This window comes from Streptococcus pseudopneumoniae (assembly GCF_001068775.1).
GTDB classification, from domain to species: Bacteria; Bacillota; Bacilli; order Lactobacillales; family Streptococcaceae; genus Streptococcus; species Streptococcus pseudopneumoniae_N.
Genome location: NZ_JWAJ01000035.1, coordinates 1 through 19,256, shown reverse-complemented (window position 1 = coordinate 19,256; position 19,256 = coordinate 1). Strand labels below are relative to the sequence as shown.

Below are 19,256 nucleotides of genomic sequence, written 5' to 3'. Positions count from 1 at the left end.
AATGAATATGCCATAAGAAGATTATACCACACTACGTACTGTTTTAGGTTCATTTTACTATAATTTATATCTACTGGAGATTAGTATGAAGAAAACACTCATATATTTTGGGGTTATTTCTCTCTTAATGAGTTTAGTTTTATTTCTTTTATATAAGAATCATAGAGAGAGTGATAACCAGAAAATACAATCAAATACTGATAAAATAATAAGTTCAGACTTTTTAGATTTATCGGGAGATTATGTGTCTTCTACAGGTGAGAAAGCTACTGTTGCTAAGAATGATCAAAATTGGAGAATTTCATATAATACAGACGAAGGTAATGTATTTGGAGATTTTTCTACGGATTGGAAAGAAGATGGCAACAATAGGTCTTCTGTTACAGAATTTAATAAGTCAGACGGAAATAAGGATTTTAAAATATCTATTTCAATTAATAATGTAGATGATTCGTCTAAAATTTTAAGGGTAATCACCTTATCTGATGGAAATAAGAATCATGAAATGGTATTTGCTAGTAGTAGTGATTATTTTAAAAATAGTAAGGATAATATTCTTCAAGGAGATTTAAGTGCTTTTGAAGGGACTTATTCTAATGATTATTTGGAAAAAGCAATAGCGGAATCTAAATTCACTTTGTATGGGTATAAACCTGAAGATTATTTTAAGGATAATACTTCTGTTTTTCCAAAGATATCCTATCAAGATGGAAAGTGGCTGTTTTGGAGTGGCTCTACTCATGCTCAATTCATGTTAGATAAAAGTAAAACACCGAAGAAAACCAATGCTTATTATGAAGTTTACTTTGTAGGGAATAATAGAAATGCTGTTATTGGGCAAGAATTGGTGTTAACATTTATCCCTGCGAATGAAACTGGACCAGATAATGATAAAACTCAAGAGAGCAGAATTCTTTATGGGAAAAGTTATCTTAGACCTTATAGAGTGAGTTGGTGGGAAAACTATCCATATACTTCACTTTCAGAAGTTGATTTAGATATTGAAGCGATTGAAAATGGTGATATTTCAACACTTGTTGGAATATGGAGGAATGGTCGTGGAAATGAATTGATAATTAATTCTGATGGAACAACTGGGGATGGAAATAGTATTAAAGTAATTAAAGATTCATCTAAAATAAGTAGTGTTCCATATGTCAGTTTACAGAGTGGTCACACAAGTGCTGCTATCGGATTGTTTAAAATTGGATTTAAAAATCCTATGGGTGATCAATCTGATAGTTCAAGACCACGCTTAATTATTACTCAATCAGCTGGGAATTATAAAGCTGAATCTTATTTTTACAGAGTTGAAACAAATGATAGTCCATAGAAAGATAAATAACTAACAGTCAAAAAGCCGTTGAAAAACGGTTTTTTGTTATAATTAAATTAAGATTCATAGATAACAAAGGAGAAAAACATGACATTTGAAGAGATTTTACCTGGACTAAAGGCTAAGAAGAAATACGTGCGTACTGGATGGGGTGGAGCTGAAAACTATGTGCAGCTTTTTGATACCATCGAGCAAAATGGCGTCGCCCTTGAAGTGACACCCTATTTCCTCATCAACGTATCTGGTGAAGGGGAAGGTTTTTCTATGTGGAGCCCAACTCCTTGTGATGTCTTAGCGACGGATTGGGTGGAAGTCCATGACTAAACGTGTACTGATTACAGGTGTTAGCTCAGGGATTGGTCTGGCTCAAGCTCGACTCTTTTTAGAAAAAGGTTATCAGGTTTTTGGAGTGGATCAGGGTGAAAATCCTGATTTACAGGGTGACTTTCACTTTTTACAACGTGATTTAACGCTTGACTTGGAACCCATTTTTGACTGGTGCCCTCAGGTGGATGTTCTCTGCAATACAGCTGGGGTTTTGGATGACTACAAGCCATTACTAGAACAAACAGCCCAGGAAATCCAAGAGATTTTTGAAATCAACTATGTGACTCCAGTAGAGTTGACCCGCTATTATTTGACAAACATGCTGGAACATAAACATGGGGTTATCATCAATATGTGCTCCATTGCTTCAAGTCTGGCAGGCGGTGGTGGGCACGCCTATACCTCGTCTAAACACGCCTTGGCTGGATTTACCAAGCAGTTGGCTCTAGACTATGCTGAAGCTGGGATTCAGGTTTTTGGCATTGCTCCTGGTGCAGTTAAGACTGGTATGACCGCAGCTGACTTTGAATCAGGTGGTTTGGCGGACTGGGTTGCTAGTGAAACACCTATCAAACGCTGGATTGAGCCAGAAGAAGTGGCAGAAGTCAGCCTCTTTTTAGCAGGTGGAAAAGCAAGCGCCATGCAGGGGCAAATTCTCACTATTGACGGTGGATGGTCTTTGAAGTAGCATAGTTGCTATTCTGTGAATATGTGGAGGTAAGCTATGAAAAGAGATGAGTTTGGATTTGTCTTGCCCAATCTCTACTATCAGTTTTTAACGGACTGGAAAGAGATTGACTCCTATGAAATTGGAGATACAGGTATCTGTTTGTATGCCAAGGAGGATCTAGAGGAGCGTAATGAAACTTATCAGATTGAGGAAGTAGAGCCAGATTACTTTATGATTGGACAGGAAGGAGATTTGGCCTACTTTATCAAGAAAAATGCTGATGATTGCATTTATGAAAATGACTTGGGTGCTTTTGGCACCTTAGAAATGCAAAAAGTTGCTGCAAACATCTATGACTTTATTGATAAGGTGTTGGAAGAAGAATTGTAAAAAAGGAAGAAATTAATCATGTTTAGAGTGCTAGATGCAGATTCACCGATTTCAAAAGAAGATTTTTTACAATTTGAGGAGATTCTTGGAAAGAAATTACCGAAAGCTATGAAGGATTTTTATCTCAAGTACAACGGAGGCCAGCCCCAAGTAAGGGGTGTTCACGATGATCGTCATATCTTTCCTTTCAATTCCTTTGATTCAATTGAGGAGATGAGGAAGTCTCTTACCTGGTTTGACGATGAGGTTGTGCCTGAAGGATTTAAGGCAACAGATCTTCTCCATTTCGCCTATGATCCTGGATCTGGTAACTATGCTCTTTCTCTAAAGCCAGAGGACTATGGAAAGGTTTACTTCTATGTTTTAGAAGAAAAAGCTGAGTTGTATGGTCAATGGCCATCTTTTGAGGATTTTTTGAATTCCTTTGTTGAAGAGTGAGATAAAAAAGGAGAAGGGATGCAGAAATACCAAGAACTTTCACTAGAGCAGATCATCGAGCAGGTGCGCGTGGACGAGTCTTCTTCAGATGATTTTTGCCTCTATGGCAAGGAGGATGGAGAGCTAGCACTAGATAGGCTCTATTGGGTATCAGATTATCCGGATGTCATAGAAGACCGTGATATTTACCCTGCTGATGTAGTGGAGCAAGATCTCCAGCTAGTCTACTATGGAGAGCAGTTGATTGATGTTCTTTCGGTTGCACTTGAGGAAAAGCCAGACGCAAGTTTCCAAGACTTGGTCGAGGCTTTAAATTATTATAATCAGCATGATTGCTTTATGACCTTTGAAAGCTAGTTACAAAGCTAGAATGTTCCAGTTCCATTGACAATAAAAAAAGGAGTTAAGAAATGATAGATTACGAAAACATAAATGAAAAAATTTCCCCTTTTAACTTGCTTGTTTATGATGAGGATCCTCAAAATGTTCGCGGGTCGCTCATTTATTACCCTGATGGAGAATACAGACAGGAAGTATTTGACACTCGAGAAGAGGAGGGATTTGAAGGAAATGGCTACGATTGGGAATCGCTAGCTTTGGTATTTTTGGAGGAAAAAATGCCTGAATTAAGCGATGCTATCGACTTTGATCCTGAAGGAAGTATGTTTTGTGCCTATTCTTCCAAGGTAGACGCCTTGGCTAGATTTGCTCTTGGCTTTAAAGAATTTTGCGATGATATCGAAGCCATGAAAGACTTGTTTAATCGAGCAGAGTTGGATTAATTGACTAAAATTGTTTTAAATTATTGGGAAGATAATAGAAAGGATTTCAGATGAAGTTACCAGAAGTAGTTGAGCTAGTGGAAAATCATCCAGACCTACATCTCTATTTAGATAAAATTTTAAAAAAGAATAAGAAGACTCAAGCTAGCTATCTCGAATCGCTAAATCATCTGGCCTATTTTCTTTATCTGGATGGTCAAGAGGAAATGGCTAAGGAATTATTAGATCGTATCATACAAGTTCCATTTGAAGGGAATTATAACACTTGGACCTTTGTTGAGAGTTCTCTGGTTTTATTGGCCTATCTGGAAAGAGAAAAAGAAAATCAGGTACTCGTCTATAAAAAACTCCTTTTATCTCCATTAGAACAAGGGGAGGAATCAACTCAAAAAATAAGAAGGAGAGTTCATCAGAGATTTTTGAATGGTGATAGTTTGGAGCAAAAGCTTGCAAAAATCGAGCAGGCTCCAAGCCCTGAATCAGAAATGGAACGTCGTTTGCTATACTTGACAGATTTATTAAAGATTCACCTCTTTATTGCTGAGTCATCTTGCGAAAAGACAGATATCCAGGCAAAAATCAAAGAGAATATGGAGATACTAAAGAAGTATATTAAGGAGCATGAGATCTATAGCCTCTGTCCTTTTAAGGGATAAGGTAAGTTATTGATCTTGGACTTTTAGAAAAGAGTAGAATATGGAAATCAAAAAACACTTTGGTGTCTATGGCGTTTGCTATGAGAATGGAAAATTGCTTTGCATTGAGAAAACGAGAGGGCCTTATCAGCATCGTTTTGATCTACCGGGTGGTAGTCAGGAACTCGGTGAGGGTTTGACAGAAACCCTCAAGAGAGAAGTTCTGGAAGAGACGGGGTATACGCTTATCCGTTATTGCAATCCTAGGATTTATGATGTGCTGGTTCAAGAAGAAGGGCAAGACTTCACAGTACATCATATCATGGCCTTTTATGATATAGTACTCGATTTCGAAGGCTCTCAAAAATCCCTTCCTCATGAAGTTCTTGATGGAAGTAACGATTCAGCAAAGGCAATTTGGCTTCCTATCGAGCAGATTACCGAAGAAAATGCCTCACCCTTAGTATTGAAGGTGAAGGCAGAGTTACTAGGATTTCCAGAATTGGACAAGACCTCTTACATGAATTGGAAGGTAAAACATGCAAAATCAACTGGCTCTTAGTGGCGAAAGAATTGTTGAAAAAGTTTACCCACAACTATTTCATCATGTTGGTATGATTCGTGGCGAATATTTGGTGAGGGAGATCAGTCGAAATATACTGCTAAAAAGTTGTCAGCAATTTGTAAAAGATTATCTAGACACTATTTGCCATTTGTACCCAGATGAAGAAGTCTGGTATCGCTTTTCAGAGTTAACAAATGCAGAAGCAAATTGTCTAGACGGGACTAAAGAGTATTTTGATGAACGCCACCCCTTATTTGGATATAGAGGAACTAGGCGTTTACTGGCGTGTTTGGATGAATTTCATGCTGAAGCACATGTTGTTACAGAAGTTTATCAAACCAATCCCAATTTGTCTGTTATTTTTCCTTTTGTCAATGATGCCGACCAATTAAAACAAGCTATTAGAGTATTGCGCCAGCATGGTTTTACTGGAAAAGTTGGAACAATGATTGAATTACCGTCAGCTTATTTTGACTTGGACAGGATACTGGAAACTGGTATTTCAAAGATTGTAGTGGGAATGAATGATTTGACTTCTTTTGTTTTTGCGACTGTGAGGAACAGTCAATGGCATGATATGGAAAGTCCCATTATGTTAGAAATGCTGAGACAGATGCAGGATAAAGCAAGGATGAAAAAGATAGATTTCGCAGTGGCAGGATATCTGAATGCTTTTTTCATACAAAAAATGAATCAGATGGATATCAAATGCATGATCCACTACAGTTCTATTCCAGAGATTTTTAATTTAGAGATTGACCATCCAGACCATCTCAAACGTGTAAAAGAAGAAAGTAAAAAAATACAAAGGAGCAACCTATGACACCTCAAGAAATGTGGAATGCCTACAAGCAAATCAACCCCTCTATCGGTGAAGAGATAGATGCCTGGGCTTTTGGAGTGGAACCAGACCTTTTAGCGGATCTGGTTTTTAAAGGCGAAAAAACAGCGACAGCCTCAGCTTACGATCTTTACGCAGTAGAGGACGACCCCCTTCCCCAAGAAGGAACTTTTGATGTTATTTTAGACAGTAAGGATCAAGCTGTTTGCATCGTCGAAATTACAAAGGTTTCCGTTCAGCCTTTCCATCAGGTTTCAGCCGACCATGCCTACAAGGAAGGCGAAGGAGACAAATCTCTGGCCTACTGGCGTCAGGTTCATGAAGACTTTTTCAGAGACTGCCTAGGAGAAGCAGGTTTGACTTTTACACCTGACAGCAAGGTTGTTTTAGAAGAATTTCGCAAGGTCTACCCTCTGTAGACTACTAGAAGGAAGAAAGTTTTGGAAATCACCGTCCAAAGCTTTTTTCTGACTTAAAATATGATAAAATAGGTATGTTTGAACTAGAGCATTTGCTCAGAAATTTAGAATAGGAGAAAATGATGCAAGCAGTAGAACATTATATTGAAAAATTTGTTCCTGAACATTATGATTTATTTTTAGACTTGAGTCGTGAGACCAAGACTTTTTCAGGAAAAGTAACTATTACTGGTCAAGCTAAAAGTGACCGTATTTCCCTTCACCAAAAAGACTTGGAGATTGCTTCTGTTGAAGTAGCAGGACAAGCTCGTCCATTTACAGTTGATAATGAAAATGAAGCTCTTTATATCGAACTTGAAGAAGCTGGTTCAGTTGAATTGATTCTAGCATTTTCAGGTAAAATCACAGACAACATGACAGGAATCTACCCATCATACTATACAGTTGATGGTGTTAAGAAGGAAGTTTTGTCAACTCAGTTTGAAAGTCACTTTGCTCGCGAAGCCTTCCCATGTGTGGACGAACCAGAAGCCAAAGCAACCTTTGACCTAGCTTTTCGATTTGACCAAGCAGAAGGCGAACTTGCCTTGTCTAACATGCCAGAGATTGACGTTGAAAACCGTAAAGAGACAGGTATCTGGAAGTTTGAGACAACTCCGCGTATGTCTTCTTACTTGCTAGCTTTCGTTGCTGGTGATTTGCAAGGGGTAACTGCTAAAACAAAAAATGGTACTTTGGTAGGTGTATACTCAACCAAGGCGCATCCACTTTCAAACCTTGATTTCTCACTGGATATCGCTGTTCGTTCAATCGAGTTTTACGAAGATTACTACGGAGTCAAGTACCCAATTCCTCAATCTCTCCACATCGCCCTTCCTGACTTCTCAGCAGGTGCTATGGAAAACTGGGGTCTGGTAACTTACCGTGAAGTTTACTTGGTTGTGGATGAAAACTCTACCTTTGCCAGCCGTCAACAAGTTGCCCTTGTCATTGCCCATGAGCTTGCTCACCAATGGTTTGGTAACCTTGTGACTATGAAGTGGTGGGATGACCTTTGGCTCAATGAAAGCTTCGCGAACATGATGGAGTACGTCTGTGTGGATGCTATCGAGCCAAGCTGGAATATCTTTGAAGACTTCCAAACAAGTGGAGTGCCAGCCGCTCTTAAACGTGATGCGACAGATGGTGTTCAATCTGTCCACGTTGAAGTTAGCCACCCAGATGAAATTAATACGCTCTTCGATGGTGCTATCGTTTATGCCAAAGGAAGCCGTCTCATGCACATGCTTCGTCGTTGGCTAGGAGATGCTGATTTTGCCAAAGGTTTGCACGCTTACTTTGAAAAACATCAATACGGAAATACCATTGGCCGTGACCTTTGGAACGCCCTCGGACAAGCATCTGGTCGTGATGTAGCAGCCTTCATGGATTCTTGGTTGGAACAACCTGGTTATCCAGTCCTTACTGCCACAGTTGAAAATGATGTTTTGAAGATTTCGCAAAAACAATTCTTTATAGGTGAACATGAAGACAAGAACCGTCTTTGGGTAGTGCCACTTAACAGCAACTGGAAAGGATTACCAGATACACTCGAAACTGAAAGCATCGAAATTCCTGGCTATGCAGCACTTCTTGCTGAAAACAAAGGAGCCCTTCGTCTTAACACAGAAAATACAGCACATTACATTACAGACTATCAAGGCGACTTGCTTGATGCTGTTCTTTCAGAATTAGTAGAACTTGATAACACAAGTAAACTTCAAATCGTTCAAGAACGTCGTTTGCTAGCTGAAGCTGGTCACATTTCATACGCAGACTTGCTTCCAGTAGTGGATCAATTGGCACAAGAAGAATCTTACCTAGTTGTTGCTGCAGTTTCTCAAGTTATTACAGCCCTTGAACGCTTCATTGATGAAGGAACAGAGGCAGAAAAAGCCTTTAAAGCGCTTATTGCTAAACTGGCTCGTTACAACTATGATCGTCTTGGTTTTGAAGCTAAAGAGGGTGAATCTGATGAGGATGAATTGGTTCGTCAATTGACAATTTCCATGATGATTCGTTCAAATGACGAGGAAGCCAGTCAGGTTGCTAGCCGAATTTTCGCAGCCCACAAGGATAATCTTTCAGGACTTCCAGCAGCTATTCGTTCACAAGTTCTCATCAATGAAATGAAACACCATGAGACTAAGGAATTGGTCGCAACTTATCTCGATCTTTATACTCATGCGACAGATGCCGCCTTTAAACGCCAATTGGCAGCAGCCCTTGCTTATGCGACAGATTCAGAGAACATCCAAACACTGCTTGCAACTTGGAAGGACAAATTTGTCGTGAAGCCACAGGACCTTTCAGCATGGTATCTCCAATTCCTCGGACACCAAGCAACTCAAGAAACTGTATGGGTGTGGGCACGTGAAAACTGGGATTGGATTAAGGCAGCTCTTGGTGGTGATATGAGTTTTGACAGTTTTGTCATCTTCCCATCACACATCTTTAAAACAGAGCAACGCTTGGCAGAATACAAGGCATTCTATGAACCACAACTTTCTGACCTTGCCCTTAGCCGTAATATCCGCATGGGAATTAAGGATATCGCAGCTCGCGTTGAATTGATTAAGCGTGAAAAAGCAGCAGTTGAAGCAGTTGTAGCTCAATATATCAAAGCTTAAAAGATTCTAGTCTAAATAGATGACAAAAACTCAATTTTCTCTTGGAAAAACAAGGGAAGTTGAGTTTTTTTTAAGATATTTTTGCTATAATAGGTATAATAAGGAGGAATTTTTGATGATCAAAATTCTATTAGTGGAAGATGACCTAGGCCTGTCTAATTCAGTATTTGATTTCTTGGATGATTTTGCAGATGTCATGCAGGTTTTTGATGGAGAAGAAGGTCTTTATGAGGCTGAAAGTGGTGTTTATGATTTGATTCTGCTTGATTTGATGTTGCCTGAAAAAAATGGTTTCCAAGTCTTAAAAGAATTACGTGAAAAAGGCGTTTCGACACCAGTTCTTATCATGACAGCAAAGGAAAGTCTCGATGATAAGGGACACGGATTTGAGCTTGGGGCAGATGATTATCTAACAAAACCATTTTATCTGGAAGAGCTCAAGATGCGTATCCAGGCCCTGCTTAAACGTTCTGGTAAGTTCAATGAAAATACCCTTTCCTATGGTGATTTGACTGTCAATCTCTCTACTAATGAGGTTAAAGTCAATGAGACTGCTGTTGAATTATTGGGTAAAGAATTTGATCTCTTGGTTTATTTCCTCCAAAATCAAAATGTTATCTTACCCAAAACCCAGATTTTTGACCGTTTATGGGGATTCGATAGTGATACCACTATCTCTGTCGTAGAGGTTTACGTATCAAAAGTTCGTAAGAAATTAAAGGGATCAGTATTTGCTGAAAACCTCCAGACCTTGCGTAGTGTTGGGTATATTTTAAAACATGTTTAATAAATTTAAAAAAAATTGGTATGCGGAGGATTTCAGTTATTTTATCCGTAACTTTGGAGTATTTACTCTGATTTTCTCTGCTATGACCTTGATTATCTTGCAGGTTATGCACTCCAGTCTCTACACATCGGTTGATGAGAAGCTTCTGTCTCTCAGTGGCAATCCTCAAGATGTCATCCAGTTGGCTGTCAATCGAGCAACAGATGAAGTCAAAGATCTCAATAGTCAATCCGTGACTCCATCAACGGATAAAAAACCAACGGTCAGTTCCAATACAGAAGTGATTTTATTGGACTCTAATTTAAATCAACTAGTAGCTGGGAATCGCTTTTTAGGTCTTGATAGGGTTACATTTAATAAAAAGGATTTGAATCACATTAGACAGCTTCATGTTCAGAATAGCTATGGGCAGGATGAGATTTATCGAGTGATTCTGACTGAGATGAATATTGAATCTGTCTCGACCAATATTAAGTATGCAGCTGTTTTAATTAATACCAGTCAGCTAGAGCAAATCAGTCAAAATCATGAGCAGTTAATCGTAGTAGTCATGGCCAGCTTCTGGATTTTATCACTCATAGCTAGTCTTTATCTTGCTCGCGTTAGTGTCAAACCCTTGCTTGAAAGTATGCAGAAGCAGCAGAGTTTTGTCGAAAATGCCAGTCATGAGCTACGTACTCCACTTGCTGTTCTCCAAAATCGTCTAGAAACTCTTTTTCGAAAGCCGGAAGCTACTATTATGGAATCTAGCGAGAGTATTGCTTCTAGTTTAGAAGAAGTTCGAAACATGCGCTTTTTAACAACCAATCTCCTAAATTTAGCCCGTCGTGATGATGGTATCAATCCTGAACTAGGAGAGGTAGAGCCAGACTTCTTTAACACAACCTTTACCAACTATGAGATGATCGCATCTGAAAATAACCGCGTTTTTCATTTTGAAAATCGTATTCATCGGACCATCATAACAGACAAGCTTCTTCTTAAGCAACTGATGACTATCTTGTTTGACAATGCTGTCAAGTATACTGAAGAAGAAGGAGTTATTCATTTTGTAATCGCTGCTACAGAGCGTAATCTCTATTTGTCAGTAGCTGATGATGGAATTGGTATTTCTGCAGCAGATAAAAAGAAAATTTTTGATCGCTTTTATCGAGTTGACAAAGCTCGTACTCGCCAAAAAGGTGGCTTTGGGCTAGGTTTATCCTTAGCAAAGCAGATTGTCGATGCCTTAAAAGGAACCATCAGTGTTAAGGATAACAAACCACATGGTACGATTTTTGAAGTAAAAATCGCCATCCAAACACCATCCAAGCGTAAAAATAAATAAAAAAAGGCTGTGACTTAGAAAGCGGTAGACCAAGTATCGCTTTTCTAGTCGCAGCTCTTTAGCTATCGTAGAAAAAATAGGTCGGGACAAAAATCCCGACCTTTTGAATTTAATAAAATTTCTTCTTAATCATTGAACGTTGAAAGTTTGATGCCGCTAAACTCAAGGCAATTGCTAGGCTAAAAGCCAGAACTGTATTAAACTTGAGGGCTAAAAAGATGAAGCTAAATAAGGCTAAAAAGACGCAAAAACAAGCAATGTTTACAAAGAAAAGAACTTCCTTCAAACTAGCAACGGAAGTTGTTTCTGGAACATAGTCTTGGTATAGCGTTGTTTGAGTTTCCTCTTCTTCAAACTCATACGATTGATATTTTCTTACGGGCATGATTCTCTCCTTAACAGTACTCTTTCATTTTACCATTTTTCAAGAAAAAAATTATTACAGTAAGGTTACAAAAATAATAAGTAAATTTATCATTTTAGGGAATAGCTGATTTTTCAGAAATGTGGTATAATTTTTCTTATGGAAAAGATTATTATTACAGCAACTGCTGAAAGCATTGAACAAGTAAAAGAATTACTAGAGGCGGGAGTTGACCGCATCTATGTCGGTGAGAAAGATTTTGGACTTCGCCTACCAAAGACTTTTTCTTATGATGAACTGAGAACCATCGCTGATCTGGTTCATGATGCAGGTAAGGAATTGATCGTAGCGGTCAATGCTCTTATGCATCAGGATATGATGGATCGTATCAAACCCTTCCTTGATTTCTTGGAAGAAATTAAAACAGACTACATTACTGTTGGAGATGCGGGTGTTTTTTATGTTGTCAATCGTGATGGTTATTCTTTTAAAACCATCTATGATGCCTCAACCATGGTCACTAGCAGCCGTCAGATTAATTTCTGGGGACAAAAGGCTGGCGCTTCTGAGGCAGTATTGGCTCGTGAAATTCCATCAGCTGAACTCTTTAAAATGCCTGAAATTTTGGAAATTCCTGCTGAAGTTTTGGTTTACGGTGCTAGTGTCATCCACCACTCTAAGCGTCCACTCCTGCAGAATTACTATAATTTTACTCAGATTGATGATGAAAAAACACGTCAACGCGACCTCTTCTTAGCAGAGCCTAGTGATCCAGATAGTCACTACTCAATTTTTGAAGACAATCATGGAACTCACATTTTTGCCAATAACGACCTCGATTTGATGACCAAATTGCCAGAGTTGGTAGAGCATGGTTTCACTCATTGGAAACTAGAAGGACTTTATACTCCAGGTCAAGATTTTGTTGAGATTGCAAAGCTCTTCATCCAAGCACGTAGCTTGATTCAAGAGGGAAGCTTTACGCATGACCAAGCCTTCTTGTTGGACGAGCAAGTCCGTAAACTCCATCCCAAAAATCGTTTCCTTGACACAGGATTTTATGACTACGATCCTGACATGGTTAAATAAGAATCAGAAACCCGAAATAAAATGTTCGGGTTTTTCTAGTGCAAGGATGAATTTAAAGCGTATTCATGTTATAATAAAAGTAGCTTTTTGTTTGGAGGTGTTTAAGTGGAAAATCTGAAAAAAATAGCAGGCATCAAGGCTGCTGAGTTCGTAACTGATGGAATGGTTGTAGGACTTGGAACAGGCTCGACTGCCTATTATTTCGTAGAGGAGATCGGACGTAGAATTAAAGAAGAAGGACTTCAAATTACAGCCGTAACAACCTCGAGTGTAACAACAAAACAGGCACAAGGATTGAATATCCCACTTAAGTCGATTGATGAGGTGGATGAGGTTGATGTGACTGTTGATGGAGCTGATGAGGTGGATCGTCAGTTTAATGGTATCAAAGGAGGCGGTGGTGCACTTCTAATGGAAAAAGTAGTTGCGACACCAACTAAACAGTATATCTGGGTGGTAGATGAGAGCAAGATGGTTGAGAAACTGGGCGCTTTCAAACTACCTGTCGAAGTTGTCCAATACGGAGCAGAACAGATTTTCCGTCGTTTTGAAAAAGCTGGTTATAAGCCAAGTTTTCGTGAAAAAGATGGCCAACGCTTTGTGACGGATATGAAAAATTTCATCATTGACCTTGATTTAGGTGTTATTGAAGATCCAATCGCTTTTGGTCGTCAATTGGATCTTCAGGTTGGTGTTGTTGAGCACGGTTTATTTAATCAAATGGTTGATAAAGTGATCGTTGCAGGACAAGCTGGCGTTCAGGTTTTAACTTCAACAAAAGGGAAATAAAGGAGGCAAATGATGTCAAAATTTAAACGTATTCACTTGGTGGTATTAGATTCTGTAGGAATCGGTGCAGCACCAGATGCTCATAACTTTGTCAACGCTGGTGTTCCTGATGGTGCATCAGACACGCTTGGACACATTTCAAAATCAGTAGGTTTGAATGTTCCAAATATGGCAAAACTTGGTCTTGGGAACATTCCTCGCGAAACACCATTGAAGACAGTTCCAGCTGAGAGCAATCCAACAGGTTATGCGACTAAGCTTGAAGAGGTATCTCTAGGTAAAGATACCATGACTGGTCACTGGGAAATCATGGGACTTAACATCACTGAACCTTTCGATACTTTCTGGAATGGATTCCCAGAGGAAATCCTTACTAAAATCGAAGAATTTTCAGGACGTAAGGTTATTCGTGAAGCCAACAAACCTTACTCAGGAACAGCTGTCATCGATGACTTTGGACCACGCCAAATGGAAACTGGCGAGTTGATTATCTATACATCAGCTGACCCAGTTCTTCAAATCGCAGCTCACGAAGACATTATTCCTTTGGATGAACTTTACCGTATCTGTGAATACGCTCGTTCTATTACTTTAGAGCGTCCAGCTCTTCTGGGACGTATTATTGCTCGTCCTTATGTTGGGGAGCCTGGAAACTTCACACGTACTGCAAATCGTCGTGATTTGGCTGTATCTCCATTTGCCTCAACTGTTTTGGACAAATTGAATGAAGCTGGTATTGATACATATGCAGTTGGTAAGATTAACGATATTTTCAACGGTGCAGGGATTAACCACGATATGGGCCACAATAAGTCAAATAGCCACGGAATTGACACACTTTTGACAACGATGGGACTGGCTGAATTTGAAAAAGGATTCTCATTTACAAACTTGGTAGACTTTGATGCTTTATATGGACACCGTCGTGATCCACACGGCTATCGTGATTGTTTGCATGAGTTTGATGAGCGCTTGCCAGAAATCATGGCAGCAATGAGAGAAGACGATCTTCTTTTGATTACTGCTGACCACGGAAATGATCCAACCTATGCTGGTACTGACCATACTCGTGAATATATTCCACTTTTAGCATACAGTCCATCCTTTAAAGGCAATGGATTAATTCCAGTTGGACACTTCGCTGACATCTCAGCAACAATTGCGGATAACTTTGGCGTTGAAGCTGCCATGATTGGTGAAAGTTTCTTAGATAAATTAGTTTAAGATGATTCGCTTTGCATTACTGGTTAGAGGTATCAATGTCGGTGGGAAACATAAGGTGGTCATGGCCCAGCTTCGTCAAGAATTGACAGGGTTGGGATTAGAAAATGTTGAAACCTACATCAATAGTGGGAATATTTTCTTTGATACTAGCATGCCTAGAACTCAGTTGGTTGAGAGTCTACAGGGTTTCTTTAAAGAACATTATCCATTTATCCGATATTTTTCCTTGTTAAGTCAAGAAGACTACGAAGAGGAGCTTAGAACTCTTCCGGAATGGTGGTTCCAAGAAATGGCTCGCAAGGATGTCCTCTTTTATACTGAGGGACTGGATATAAAGCAAGTCATTGAGAAAGTCGAAAGTATGAAGCTAGGAGATGAACTGCTTCATTTCGGGAAACTGGGAATCTTCTGGGGCAAATTCTCAGAAGAAACCTATAGCAAAACAGCCTATCACAAGTACCTGCTTAAGATGCCTTTCTATCGTAATATTACGATTCGAAATGCAAAAACCTTTGACAAAATCGGTCAATTTTTAAAAGATTATGAAGGAGACAGACAATGACATTATTAGCAAAAATCAATGAAACAGCTGCTTTCTTAAAAGAAAAGGGAGTAGAAGCACCAGAGTTCGGCTTGATTCTTGGATCAGGACTTGGCGAACTTGCTGAAGAAATTGAAAATCCAGTTGTGGTAGACTATGCTGAGATTCCAAACTGGGGACGTTCTACTGTTGTTGGACACGCTGGAAAATTGGTGTACGGTGAGCTTGCAGGACGTAAAGTTTTAGCCCTTCAAGGACGTTTCCATTTCTATGAAGGAAATCCGCTTGAAGTCGTAACTTTCCCAGTTCGTGTCATGAAAGTTTTGGGCTGTGAAGGTGTGATTGTAACCAACGCTGCTGGTGGTATCGGCTTTGGTCCTGGTACTTTGATGGCTATCACTGACCACATCAATATGACAGGACAAAACCCTCTAATCGGTGAAAACTTGGATGACTTCGGTCCACGTTTCCCTGATATGTCTAAGGCTTACACACCAGAATATCGTGCTACAGCCCATGCAGTTGCTGAAAAGCTTGGTGTTAAACTTGATGACGGTGTTTATATCGGTGTAACTGGTCCAACGTATGAAACTCCAGCTGAAATCCGTGCTTATAAGACACTTGGTGCAGACGCTGTCGGAATGTCAACCGTTCCTGAAGTTATCGTTGCAGCACACTCTGGCTTGAAGGTTCTTGGTATTTCATGTATTACCAACTTTGCTGCTGGTTTCCAAGAAGAACTCAACCACGAAGAAGTGGTAGAAGTGACCGAACGTGTCAAAGGCGACTTCAAAGGATTGCTGAAAGCGATTCTTGCAGAATTATAATCATGTTACAAGAGTTGAGGAGTAGTCTTAAAAAAATCCCATATAACCTCAAATTAGTCCTAGCGGTTATCATGCTAGGGCTAGTTTCGGGTATATTCGGAATTTTGCTCCATTATCTTTTAGAGCTGGTTGAAGGGATTGCTTTTGGTCAGACAGAGCATAACACTGGATTCTTGACAGATGGTGTTGCCTCATCACGAATAGGCTTCAGCTTAATCATCGTGGGTGTCAGTTCTGCCTTGGTCTGGTATTTCTTGCAAAGAAAAGCAAAGTTTTTTTCCATCAAAGCGCAGATGAAAGATGAAACATCACAATACAAACTTCATTTTTTAAAACAACTAGTTCATTCAATTTGGCAGATTATTGCGGTTGGAGGAGGGGCACCTATCGGTAAGGAAGCTGCGCCACGGGAGATTGGAGCTTTATTTGCAAGACCTATTGCCAATATTTTTTCTCTCTCCGTGAAGGACCGGATCTTTCTCATTGCCTGTGGAGCTGGTGCGGGTTTAGCGGCTGTCTATCAGGTTCCATTAACGAGTGTGTTTTTCGTTTTTGAAACCTTGGGAATTGCTTTATCTGTCAAACGTTTTTTCTTGGTCGGTCTGACTACATATGTATCAGCCTTTACAGCAGGCTTTGTTGTTTCAGATCATGCTCTCTACCAGATTCCAGCCATGAATTGGCTACTAGGTGATATGTGGCTTGTTCCCCTATTAGTTCTTTTCCTGACTCCACTCGCTTGGCTTTTTAGTCGCTTTAACAAACAAGCTTCTTCAAAGAGAATAAAGGACAAGCGGATACTCTATACTCTGCCTGTAACATTCCTTTTCCTTGTTGGATTGGCTAGCCATTTGCCTCATCTACTTGGTAATGGGCGTATGATGGCTCAGGAGATTTTAAACGGCAGTAATGCCAAGACGGTAATCCTCTTATTTATCTTGAAAGCCGTGGTCGTTTTAGTCACCCTTTGGGCAGGTGCCTATGGCGGTACCTTGACTCCGTCATTTGCCTTGGGTATAGCAGGAGCTGCACTCCTGACCATGATTCTAGGAGGTGGCAACCAGCCAGCAGTCTTGCTATTAGGTTCGGTTTGCTTTTTAGCAGTGATCCTGAAGGCTCCCTTGTCTGCAACTGGATTGGTAATGGGTTTCACTGGTCAGTCATTTGAGGCTATACCTTTTCTTATGGTGACTTCTTACTTGGCATTTGGTTTTGCTAAAATGCTGGATCGAATCCCTTGGGAGAAAGACTTACGACCAAAGACAAGGATAATAGAAAATTAATAAGAATACTCTAGTTTTTCTAATCCAAAATATATTTTTGATTTATAATCAATATCATTTAATAAAGAAAGGTAGAGCGTGTGTTCTAATTTGAACACGAGCGGAAAACTCAGAAAATAGATAATCTGACTGAGAAATCAGGATTTCTCGTCAGATTCCTAATTTTCAGTCGCTTTCTGGTCGCTCTTTGTATCATAAATTATGTCTATCCATATTGCTGCTAAGCAAGGTGAAATTGCTGATAAAATTCTTCTTCCTGGGGATCCTCTTCGTGCGAAATTTATCGCTGAGAATTTCCTTGAAGATGCTGTTTGCTTTAACGAAGTGCGTAACATGTTTGGTTATACAGGTACTTACAAAGGTCACCGTGTATCTGTCATGGGTACAGGGATGGGTATGCCATCCATCTCTATCTATGCTCGTGAATTGATTGTCGATTACGGTGTGAAAAAATTGATTCGTGTGGGAACTGCTGGTTCTTTGAATGAGGATGTTCACGTTCGTGAGTTGGTCTTGGCTCAAGCAGCTGCAACCAACTCAAACATCATCCGCAACGATTGGCCTCAATACGATTTCCCACAAATCGCAAGTTTTGACTTGCTAGATAAGGCTTACCATATTGCCAAAGACCTTGGTATGACTACTCACGTCGGAAATGTCTTGTCATCAGACGTTTTCTATTCAAACTATGGTGAAAAGAATATCGAGCTTGGTAAATGGGGTGTGAAAGCTGTAGAAATGGAAGCAGCAGCTCTTTACTATCTTGCTGCCCAACACCACGTCGATGCTTTAGCTATTATGACGATTTCTGATAGCTTGGTTAATCCAGATGAGGATACAACCGCTGAAGAACGCCAAAATACTTTCACTGATATGATGAAGGTTGGTTTGGAAACATTGATTGCTGACTAAAGGTAGGCTGTATTCAGAATGATTTCTCTTGTTCTTAAAATGATAACCACCAACAATGAATCAATCCTGTAATAGGTAAGAATAAGGAAATTGAAGAAAGCCTAATTGTGTCAAAGGACCGAGACTAGTCAGTTTAATATCTAAATCATAATCAAATAAAGTTGGAAGCCAAGTTGACAAGAAGTCAAGGCTTTCAACTTTTTAACTTGAAAATTCCTAGGAGTACAAAATGGATAAAATTGAACAACTACAAGGTATTATTGATCAAAGTCAGAGAATTGTCTTTTTCGGTGGTGCAGGGGTTTCTACAGAGTCTAATATTCCAGATTTTCGTAGTTCAGATGGTATATATAGTCTGAAACTAGGTCGCCATTTTACTGCCGAGCAACTGGTTTCACGCACTATGTTTGAACGCTATCCAGAGGATTTTTTTAATTTCTATAAAAAGTATCTGGTCTATCCTGATGCCAAGCCGAATTTAGCACATGATTATCTAGCGTCGTTGGAAAAAACAGGTAAATTAAAGGCGATTGTGACGCAAAATATCGATAGTCTCCATGAAATGGCAGGATCTCAGAAAGTTTTGAAACTGCATGGTAGTGCAGATCGTAATTATTGTTTGGGCTGTCATCGCTTTTATGATTTGACTGCCTTTTTGGAACTTGAAGGTCCAGTTCCCTACTGCTTAGATTGTGGCAAGGTGGTCAAACCTGACGTGACCCTTTATGAGGAAGCGCTAGATATGGATGTATTTAGTCGCGCAGCCCAAGTCATTCAGCAAGCAGATTTGTTGATTATTGGTGGCACTTCCTTAGTTGTTTACCCTGCAGCTAGCCTAATCAATTATTTTTCAGGGTCAAATCTTGTCGTTATCAACAAGTCCAGCACTCCTCAAGACAGCCAAGCTGATTTAGTTATCGAAGGTAAGATTGGAGAAGTTTTTTCTAAATTGAGACAATCATAACCACCCGTCTAACGGGTGGTTTGCACCAGGGCTATAAGCCCAAATTACCAGCCAGCGCCTAAAGACGCTGGCTTTCA

The 19,256-nt window shown here is 39.6% G+C and carries 23 protein-coding genes; 22 read left to right on the top strand and 1 reads right to left on the bottom strand.

Going from position 1 to position 19,256, the window contains the following annotated elements:
- The first annotated feature begins 85 nt into the window (after positions 1 to 85).
- The 14 genes from ADF68_RS01510 to ADF68_RS01445 all read left to right on the top strand — a co-directional run bounded on the left by ADF68_RS01510 (position 86) and on the right by ADF68_RS01445 (position 11,186).
- Positions 86 to 1,333, top strand: a complete 1,248-nt coding sequence (locus ADF68_RS01510; protein WP_049548342.1) for a DUF6287 domain-containing protein — start codon at positions 86 to 88, stop codon at positions 1,331 to 1,333.
- 90 nt (positions 1,334 to 1,423) lie between these two features.
- Positions 1,424 to 1,660 (top strand): DUF2829 domain-containing protein, encoded by a 237-nt coding sequence (locus ADF68_RS01505; protein ID WP_000141913.1) that lies wholly within the window; start codon positions 1,424 to 1,426, stop codon positions 1,658 to 1,660.
- On the top strand, positions 1,653 to 2,351 hold the full coding sequence (locus ADF68_RS01500) for a 3-oxoacyl-ACP reductase (protein ID WP_049548341.1): 699 nt from the start codon (positions 1,653 to 1,655) through the stop codon (positions 2,349 to 2,351). Before ADF68_RS01505 ends, ADF68_RS01500 begins: the two co-directional genes overlap by 8 nt.
- Positions 2,352 to 2,387: 36 nt before the next feature.
- Complete coding sequence (locus tag ADF68_RS01495; RefSeq protein ID WP_049548340.1) at positions 2,388 to 2,723, top strand: hypothetical protein; 336 nt, start codon at positions 2,388 to 2,390, stop codon at positions 2,721 to 2,723.
- Between the two features lie 18 nt (positions 2,724 to 2,741).
- Positions 2,742 to 3,161 (top strand): SMI1/KNR4 family protein, encoded by a 420-nt coding sequence (locus ADF68_RS01490; protein ID WP_049548339.1) that lies wholly within the window; start codon positions 2,742 to 2,744, stop codon positions 3,159 to 3,161.
- An 18-nt stretch (positions 3,162 to 3,179) separates the two neighbouring features.
- Entirely contained in the window at positions 3,180 to 3,518 is a 339-nt protein-coding gene (locus tag ADF68_RS01485; RefSeq protein WP_049548338.1) for a DUF7716 domain-containing protein, read from the top strand.
- Between the two features lie 53 nt (positions 3,519 to 3,571).
- Positions 3,572 to 3,943, top strand: coding sequence for an Imm51 family immunity protein (locus ADF68_RS01480; RefSeq protein WP_053090645.1), 372 nt, complete (start codon positions 3,572 to 3,574; stop codon positions 3,941 to 3,943).
- A 50-nt stretch (positions 3,944 to 3,993) separates the two neighbouring features.
- The gene (locus ADF68_RS01475; protein ID WP_049548337.1) at positions 3,994 to 4,599 is read left to right on the top strand and encodes a DUF6707 family protein; all 606 of its coding nucleotides are present in this window, start codon (positions 3,994 to 3,996) and stop codon (positions 4,597 to 4,599) included.
- A 40-nt stretch (positions 4,600 to 4,639) separates the two neighbouring features.
- On the top strand, positions 4,640 to 5,140 hold the full coding sequence (locus ADF68_RS01470; RefSeq protein ID WP_049548336.1) for an NUDIX hydrolase: 501 nt from the start codon (positions 4,640 to 4,642) through the stop codon (positions 5,138 to 5,140).
- On the top strand, positions 5,118 to 5,966 hold the full coding sequence (locus ADF68_RS01465; protein WP_049548335.1) for a putative PEP-binding protein: 849 nt from the start codon (positions 5,118 to 5,120) through the stop codon (positions 5,964 to 5,966). Before ADF68_RS01470 ends, ADF68_RS01465 begins: the two co-directional genes overlap by 23 nt.
- The gene (locus tag ADF68_RS01460) at positions 5,963 to 6,403 is read left to right on the top strand and encodes an ASCH domain-containing protein (RefSeq protein WP_049548334.1); all 441 of its coding nucleotides are present in this window, start codon (positions 5,963 to 5,965) and stop codon (positions 6,401 to 6,403) included. Before ADF68_RS01465 ends, ADF68_RS01460 begins: the two co-directional genes overlap by 4 nt.
- Before the next feature lie 122 nt (positions 6,404 to 6,525).
- The gene (locus ADF68_RS01455; RefSeq protein WP_049548333.1) at positions 6,526 to 9,072 is read left to right on the top strand and encodes a M1 family metallopeptidase; all 2,547 of its coding nucleotides are present in this window, start codon (positions 6,526 to 6,528) and stop codon (positions 9,070 to 9,072) included.
- 115 nt (positions 9,073 to 9,187) lie between these two features.
- Positions 9,188 to 9,859, top strand: a complete 672-nt coding sequence (locus ADF68_RS01450; RefSeq protein ID WP_049548332.1) for a response regulator transcription factor — start codon at positions 9,188 to 9,190, stop codon at positions 9,857 to 9,859.
- On the top strand, positions 9,852 to 11,186 hold the full coding sequence (locus ADF68_RS01445) for a sensor histidine kinase (RefSeq protein ID WP_049548331.1): 1,335 nt from the start codon (positions 9,852 to 9,854) through the stop codon (positions 11,184 to 11,186). Before ADF68_RS01450 ends, ADF68_RS01445 begins: the two co-directional genes overlap by 8 nt.
- A gap of 109 nt (positions 11,187 to 11,295) precedes the next feature.
- On the opposite strand, the gene ADF68_RS01440 is transcribed toward ADF68_RS01445, so the two are convergent.
- On the bottom strand, positions 11,296 to 11,571 hold the full coding sequence (locus ADF68_RS01440) for a DUF3270 family protein (RefSeq protein WP_049548330.1): 276 nt from the start codon (positions 11,569 to 11,571) through the stop codon (positions 11,296 to 11,298).
- 138 nt (positions 11,572 to 11,709) lie between these two features.
- Here ADF68_RS01440 and ADF68_RS01435 point away from each other — a divergent pair, with 138 nt between their 5' ends.
- The 8 genes from ADF68_RS01435 (at position 11,710) to ADF68_RS01400 (ending at position 19,179) form a co-directional block, all read left to right on the top strand.
- The gene (locus ADF68_RS01435; protein ID WP_049548329.1) at positions 11,710 to 12,639 is read left to right on the top strand and encodes a peptidase U32 family protein; all 930 of its coding nucleotides are present in this window, start codon (positions 11,710 to 11,712) and stop codon (positions 12,637 to 12,639) included.
- Between the two features lie 105 nt (positions 12,640 to 12,744).
- The gene (gene rpiA / locus ADF68_RS01430) at positions 12,745 to 13,428 is read left to right on the top strand and encodes a ribose-5-phosphate isomerase RpiA (RefSeq protein WP_049548328.1); all 684 of its coding nucleotides are present in this window, start codon (positions 12,745 to 12,747) and stop codon (positions 13,426 to 13,428) included.
- 12 nt (positions 13,429 to 13,440) lie between these two features.
- A complete protein-coding gene (locus tag ADF68_RS01425) occupies positions 13,441 to 14,652 on the top strand; it encodes a phosphopentomutase (protein WP_049548327.1) in 1,212 nt (403 codons plus the stop codon).
- Position 14,653: 1 nt separating this feature from the next.
- Entirely contained in the window at positions 14,654 to 15,214 is a 561-nt protein-coding gene (locus ADF68_RS01420; RefSeq protein WP_049548326.1) for a DUF1697 domain-containing protein, read from the top strand.
- Positions 15,211 to 16,020, top strand: a complete 810-nt coding sequence (locus ADF68_RS01415) for a purine-nucleoside phosphorylase (protein ID WP_000173180.1) — start codon at positions 15,211 to 15,213, stop codon at positions 16,018 to 16,020. The genes ADF68_RS01420 and ADF68_RS01415 overlap by 4 nt, the downstream gene beginning before the upstream one ends.
- Positions 16,021 to 16,022: 2 nt before the next feature.
- Entirely contained in the window at positions 16,023 to 17,303 is a 1,281-nt protein-coding gene (locus ADF68_RS01410) for a chloride channel protein (protein ID WP_049548325.1), read from the top strand.
- Between the two features lie 201 nt (positions 17,304 to 17,504).
- Positions 17,505 to 18,215: a purine-nucleoside phosphorylase gene (gene deoD / locus ADF68_RS01405; RefSeq protein ID WP_003007097.1), complete on the top strand. Its 711-nt coding sequence runs from the start codon at positions 17,505 to 17,507 to the stop codon at positions 18,213 to 18,215.
- A gap of 229 nt (positions 18,216 to 18,444) precedes the next feature.
- On the top strand, positions 18,445 to 19,179 hold the full coding sequence (locus ADF68_RS01400) for an NAD-dependent protein deacylase (RefSeq protein ID WP_049548324.1): 735 nt from the start codon (positions 18,445 to 18,447) through the stop codon (positions 19,177 to 19,179).
- The last annotated feature ends 77 nt before the right edge of the window (positions 19,180 to 19,256 follow it).

Bases quoted from the DNA above. Each gene is read 5' to 3' on its own strand.
- ADF68_RS01510 (WP_049548342.1), top strand. From the start codon at position 86: ATGAAGAAAACACTCATATATTTTGGGGTTATTTCTCTCTTAATGAGT.
- ADF68_RS01505 (WP_000141913.1), top strand. From the start codon at position 1,424: ATGACATTTGAAGAGATTTTACCTGGACTAAAGGCTAAGAAGAAATAC.
- ADF68_RS01500 (WP_049548341.1), top strand. From the start codon at position 1,653: ATGACTAAACGTGTACTGATTACAGGTGTTAGCTCAGGGATTGGTCTG.
- ADF68_RS01495 (WP_049548340.1), top strand. From the start codon at position 2,388: ATGAAAAGAGATGAGTTTGGATTTGTCTTGCCCAATCTCTACTATCAG.
- ADF68_RS01490 (WP_049548339.1), top strand. From the start codon at position 2,742: ATGTTTAGAGTGCTAGATGCAGATTCACCGATTTCAAAAGAAGATTTT.
- ADF68_RS01485 (WP_049548338.1), top strand. From the start codon at position 3,180: ATGCAGAAATACCAAGAACTTTCACTAGAGCAGATCATCGAGCAGGTG.
- ADF68_RS01480 (WP_053090645.1), top strand. From the start codon at position 3,572: ATGATAGATTACGAAAACATAAATGAAAAAATTTCCCCTTTTAACTTG.
- ADF68_RS01475 (WP_049548337.1), top strand. From the start codon at position 3,994: ATGAAGTTACCAGAAGTAGTTGAGCTAGTGGAAAATCATCCAGACCTA.
- ADF68_RS01470 (WP_049548336.1), top strand. From the start codon at position 4,640: ATGGAAATCAAAAAACACTTTGGTGTCTATGGCGTTTGCTATGAGAAT.
- ADF68_RS01465 (WP_049548335.1), top strand. From the start codon at position 5,118: ATGCAAAATCAACTGGCTCTTAGTGGCGAAAGAATTGTTGAAAAAGTT.
- ADF68_RS01460 (WP_049548334.1), top strand. From the start codon at position 5,963: ATGACACCTCAAGAAATGTGGAATGCCTACAAGCAAATCAACCCCTCT.
- ADF68_RS01455 (WP_049548333.1), top strand. From the start codon at position 6,526: ATGCAAGCAGTAGAACATTATATTGAAAAATTTGTTCCTGAACATTAT.
- ADF68_RS01450 (WP_049548332.1), top strand. From the start codon at position 9,188: ATGATCAAAATTCTATTAGTGGAAGATGACCTAGGCCTGTCTAATTCA.
- ADF68_RS01445 (WP_049548331.1), top strand. From the start codon at position 9,852: ATGTTTAATAAATTTAAAAAAAATTGGTATGCGGAGGATTTCAGTTAT.
- ADF68_RS01440 (WP_049548330.1), bottom strand. From the start codon at position 11,571: ATGCCCGTAAGAAAATATCAATCGTATGAGTTTGAAGAAGAGGAAACT.
- ADF68_RS01435 (WP_049548329.1), top strand. From the start codon at position 11,710: ATGGAAAAGATTATTATTACAGCAACTGCTGAAAGCATTGAACAAGTA.
- ADF68_RS01425 (WP_049548327.1), top strand. From the start codon at position 13,441: ATGTCAAAATTTAAACGTATTCACTTGGTGGTATTAGATTCTGTAGGA.
- ADF68_RS01420 (WP_049548326.1), top strand. From the start codon at position 14,654: ATGATTCGCTTTGCATTACTGGTTAGAGGTATCAATGTCGGTGGGAAA.
- ADF68_RS01415 (WP_000173180.1), top strand. From the start codon at position 15,211: ATGACATTATTAGCAAAAATCAATGAAACAGCTGCTTTCTTAAAAGAA.
- ADF68_RS01410 (WP_049548325.1), top strand. From the start codon at position 16,023: ATGTTACAAGAGTTGAGGAGTAGTCTTAAAAAAATCCCATATAACCTC.
- deoD (WP_003007097.1), top strand. From the start codon at position 17,505: ATGTCTATCCATATTGCTGCTAAGCAAGGTGAAATTGCTGATAAAATT.
- ADF68_RS01400 (WP_049548324.1), top strand. From the start codon at position 18,445: ATGGATAAAATTGAACAACTACAAGGTATTATTGATCAAAGTCAGAGA.